Source organism: Tabrizicola sp., assembly GCF_036781545.1.
GTDB lineage: Bacteria > Pseudomonadota > Alphaproteobacteria > Rhodobacterales > Rhodobacteraceae > Tabrizicola.
Genome location: NZ_DAIQAT010000240.1, coordinates 1 through 3784, shown reverse-complemented (window position 1 = coordinate 3784; position 3784 = coordinate 1). Strand labels below are relative to the sequence as shown.

The window sequence follows — 3784 nt, the reverse complement described above, 5'->3', positions numbered from 1 at the left end:
GTGACGGCGTATCTCACCATGTGAAGTTCTTGCCAATCGTCAGTTTCGCATTCATTCCCTGCGCCCGGTCGAGCGACAGGTTGTTCTTGTAGTCGGCGTCGAAGACGTTCTCAACGGTCAGCGTGACATCCATCCCCGCCAGCGCCCCATCCTCGGGCTTCCAGGTCACGAAGAGGTCATGCGTGTCGTAATGGGGGGTGCGGGAGGGCGTCCCGGCCAGAACAGCCGTCGGCCCGCCCCCTGTGGTTGCTGCAGAGTAGGTCGTGATCGCATCGTAATAGTAGGCCGTCCAGCCGATGACGAGACCACGCTCGGGGAACTTCGCGCCAACCGTCAGCGCCACGTTCTCCGCCGGCGTATCGGTCATTGTCTTGTTGTTCGCCGCAGGTTCCGGCATGTCGCGATAGGCGGATTTGACTTTGCTGTAGCCCAGGCTCGCGAACCACCGCTCGGCATCGTAGGTGGCCTCCAGTTCGCCACCCCAGATTTCAGCGCTGCGCAGGTTCAGAAAGCGCGGCACGGCGCCGGTTGCCGGGTTGCTGGCGATCATGTTGGTGATGTCGCTGTGGAAGGCGGTGGCCTTCAGTTGCAGCGTGTCATCCGCCGCGAACAGACCCTCGCGCTGATAGGTGAAACCAAGCTCGATGGAATCCGCCGATTCCTTCTCCAGATTAAGGCTGGGCTGGCGTCCCCCGTCATTCGAATACAGCTCGTCCAGCGTCGGCATCCGCTCGGTGCGGGCGATGGTGCCGAAGACGCCCCAGTTGTCGTTCAGCTTGTACAGCGCCGACAGCTTGGGCGAGATCGCCTCGTCCGAAGCCGCAGCCCCGCCCGCAGCAAGGGTCGCCGCCGAGGGGGTGCGGTCGCCGAAGTCCACCCGCAGGCCGGGGATCAGCGTCAGCCGGTCGTTCCAGACGAATTCGCCTTGGGCATAGACACCAAGCTTTTTGTCGGTGCCTTCCGGGTGGAAGGCCAGCGCGCCAAGCGAGGAAGTCGCGCTGCGCTTCTGCTCCGACAGTTGCACGCCGAAGGTCAGGAAATTCTGCCAGTCGCCGGTCGAAAGATCGGCGGTGTTTTCGATCTTCAGGGTGGTGGTGGTGTAGCCGAATTCGCCGGGGCAAAGAACCTGGAAGGTGCCGACCGAACAGAAGGCGCCGTTCGAGAAGTTGCTCTTCTCGACATTGGTGTCGGTGTAGGACAGCTGCACCGTCAGGTCGAGCAGGTCGTTGGCAGAGAACTTGTTCCGCCAGGTCAGCGTCGCCGTGTCGTCGATGGCATGGATGTCGGCAAAGCCGAACACGGGGATGTTCGCGGCCCCGCCAGACTGCGCCACCGCAGCCTGATCAAGGTCGGTGTCCGTGCGCGACACCGCGAAGGTCAGACTCTGGTCGCCGTCATTGCCGAAGGTCAGCGTGCCCTTGGCCAGACCGGAAATCGAGTCATGCTCGGTCCCGGCGATCACGTTGCCCGCGCCGTCCTTCTTTTGGCCGCCATGGCTCTTGTTCAGCGCCAGCAGGAAATCGGCGTTGCCCGCGCGGTGGGCATAGATCACGCCGGGCTTCACCACGTCGCCGTTCGATTCATACCCCAGTTTGAGGCGCACCGCGCTGGTCTCGCCCTCGGCCAGATAGTCGGCGGCATCCTTGGTGGTGAAGACGACCGCGCCGCCGATGGTGCCCGAACCATACAACGTCGAGGACGCTGGGCCGCGCAGGATTTCCACCCGCTTGAACAGCTCCAGATCGCCGAAGAAACTGCCCATCCGGTACTGCTCGAAGAACTTCGGCGCGCCGTCCACGACCACCTTGATCCGTTCCTCGGACGCGGTCTGCTCGGTGTTGCCGATCCCGCGGATGTTGAAGGCCATCCCCATCGGCCGGGCCGAGGCGCCCGCCGCCTGCACCCCCGGCACGCCTTTCAGCATCTCGCCGATGTTGCCTGCCTGCTTGCGGTCCAGGTCCTCCTGCTCCAGCGCCGTCACCGCCTGCGGCGTGTCGATCGCAACCTTGGCCGTCCCGGTGCCGAAGATGATCCGGCCCAGCATCTGGAAGACGGTCTCCTTCGCCTCCTGTGCGACAGCCGGGGCGGCGCACAGGGCAAGGACGGTTGCGGTGGAAAGAAGGCAGGCGCGGGGGCCGGGCAAGCAGCGGATCGACATGGTGTCCCTTCGGATTTCTTTGTCTGCTGAAGGGCTGGCCATTGCCTGGTCGGCGGGCTGGCGGCAGAAGATTCTGACTTGATCTGTCAGGAGTTGGCTTCTAAAGATCGCAAAGTGTTTTTGTCAAGTATCCGCCGCGCGATTTCGTGCGCCGGAGAGATCCCCGCGCCCCCAGCTTTCCGCCAGAGAAGCGCGTTCCCGAACCGACAGGATGGATGCCTATGGCCAAGCCCGGCCCCGATCAGATTCGCGCACTGCGCGCCGAAAACCCCAAAGCCCGCGCCCGCGATTTCGCCGCCCAGCACGGCATCACCGAGGCCGACCTCGTCGCCGCCTTCGTGGGTCAGTCCGCCACCGCCATCGTGGCCGATCCCGACCGGCTGATGCCCTGGGCCGTCCGCCTGGGCGAGGTCATGGCGCTGACCCGCAACGAATCCTGCGTGCATGAACGGGTGGGCAGCTACCTCGACTACCGCACCGGCGCCTTCGCCTCGATGATCCTCGGCCCCGAGATCGACCTGCGCATCTTCGGCAAGCACTGGGTCCATGCTTTCGCGCTTGAAGAGCAAGGCGAAGACGGCCCGAAGCGCAGCATCCAGGTCTTCGATGCGGCGGGCGATGCCGTCCACAAGATCCACCTGAAGCCGCAGTCGAACCACGCGCTCTGGCCCGACCTGATCGCCAACATGCGCCTGCCCGGGCAATCCCCGGCACTGGACCTGTCCCCCCGCCGCCCGGTCGAGGCTGCCAGGGGCGACAGCGCCGCTGCCCCCGCGCTCCGCACCGCCTGGGACCGGATGACCGATACCCACCAGTTCATCGGCATGACCAAGGACCAGGGCATGAACCGGCTCGGCGCCTACCGCGTCGCAGGTGCGCCCTATGCCGAAAGGCTCCAGCCCGAGGCCGTGACCCACACCCTCACCCGCGCCGCCGAGGCGCAGATCCCGGTGATGATCTTCGTCGGCAACCTCGGTTGCATCCAGATCCACGGCGGGCCCATCGAGAAGATCGTCCCCATGGGCCCCTGGATCAATGTCATGGACCCCCGCTTCAACCTGCACCTGCGTGCCGACCACCTTGCCGAGGTCTACGCCGTCTGGAAGCCCACCCGCACCGGCGACGTGCTCAGCGTCGAGGGGTTCGCGGCGGATGGCGAGTTGATCCTGCAGATCTTCGGCTACCGCAAGGACACCCCGGCCGAACCCTGGAACGCGCTGGTTCGCGGGCTGCCCCGGCTGGAAGAGGTGCTGGCATAATGATCCGCATCCTCGCCACCACCCTCTGCCTCGCCTCTACCGCCGCCGCGCAGGACGCGACCAAGGTCATCACCCTCGGCGGGTCTGTCACCGAGATCGCCGTGGCGCTTGGTGCCCAGGACCGGATCATCGCCCGCGACACCACCTCGAACTTCCCCGAGAGCATCGAGGCCCTGCCCGACGTCGGCTATATCCGCGCCTTGTCGCCCGAGAACGTCCTCGCGCTCGACCCCGGCCTGATCGTCGCCGAAGGCGATGCCGGACCGCCCGAGGCGGTGGACGTGCTGAAGGCAGCCGGCATCCCCTTCATCCTCGTCCCCGAGGCGACCGATCCCGCCGGCATCGCCGCCAAGATCGAGGCCGTCGC

3 protein-coding genes are annotated in these 3784 nt (G+C 65.6%); 2 read left to right on the top strand and 1 reads right to left on the bottom strand.

All coding sequences use genetic code 11. The features are described from left to right. Positions 1–13 precede the first annotated feature (13 nt). Positions 14–2158, bottom strand: coding sequence for a TonB-dependent receptor domain-containing protein (locus V7Q39_RS19975; protein WP_333818367.1), 2145 nt, complete (start codon positions 2156–2158; stop codon positions 14–16). A gap of 221 nt (positions 2159–2379) precedes the next feature. Here V7Q39_RS19975 and V7Q39_RS19970 point away from each other — a divergent pair, with 221 nt between their 5' ends. Both V7Q39_RS19970 and V7Q39_RS19965 read left to right on the top strand, forming a co-directional pair. Further along, a complete protein-coding gene (locus V7Q39_RS19970) occupies positions 2380–3417 on the top strand; it encodes a hemin-degrading factor (protein WP_333818366.1) in 1038 nt (345 codons plus the stop codon). Next, positions 3417–3784: ABC transporter substrate-binding protein (locus V7Q39_RS19965; protein WP_333818365.1), on the top strand; the 368-nt coding region annotated here is incomplete at its 3' end. The genes V7Q39_RS19970 and V7Q39_RS19965, both read left to right, overlap by 1 nt.

What these genes read in the sequence shown, in the direction of transcription:
- V7Q39_RS19975 (WP_333818367.1), bottom strand. Translation starts at nt 2,158, where the DNA reads ATGTCGATCCGCTGCTTGCCCGGCCCCCGCGCCTGCCTTCTTTCCACC.
- V7Q39_RS19970 (WP_333818366.1), top strand. Translation starts at nt 2,380, where the DNA reads ATGGCCAAGCCCGGCCCCGATCAGATTCGCGCACTGCGCGCCGAAAAC.